The 580-nt window shown below is 60.2% G+C and carries 1 protein-coding gene; it reads left to right on the forward strand.

What is annotated here, in order from left to right:
- Window positions 1–241: 241 nt before the first annotated feature.
- The coding region (locus tag ACU8YC_RS25780) for an AAA family ATPase (RefSeq protein ID WP_446896077.1) at window positions 242–580 on the forward strand (339 nt) is incomplete at its 3' end.

Here is a 580-nt window from a genome sequence, read left to right on the forward strand (position 1 = left end):
CCTGATGGTCCCGGCGACTCGCACAGAGAGCGTGTCAGCCGGACATGGCATGTCGGCTGGGTCGCACGGCTAAGTCAATGTTGCCGGTTCACTCGCTGCGCTTGATACGCAGCTCATGCAACCACACCTCCACACAAGCTACCTTGTGTCTTTTCATTCACGTTGACGTTCCGGCAGTTTGGATGGTGTAGATGTGGGATTGTCGGTAGTTGTGCCGAACAACCTGTGTGGAGGCACACCGATGAAGGTGGTTGCGTTGCTAGCCTGGAAGGGTGGGGTCGGCAAAAGCACCCTAACGATCAACCTTGCTGCCGCAGCGATTGAAGACGGCCATAAGGTCGGCATCATCGATCTCGACCCGCAGTCGTCGTTGTCTGAGTGGTCAGACCGGCGGGACGCCGAGCAGCCGTTCGTATCTGACGCCAAGCCCCGCGCGGTGGCTCAGATTGTTGAGGCCGGGCGCGGGCTCGGCCTAGACTTAATGTTGATCGACACCCCGCCCAACGCGACAGATGAGGTGGAAGCCGCCCTGGCGGTAGCAGATGCTGTCGCGATACCGACCGGCGTCGCCCTGTTCGAT

The organism is Citrobacter sp. VF227, assembly GCF_052950715.1.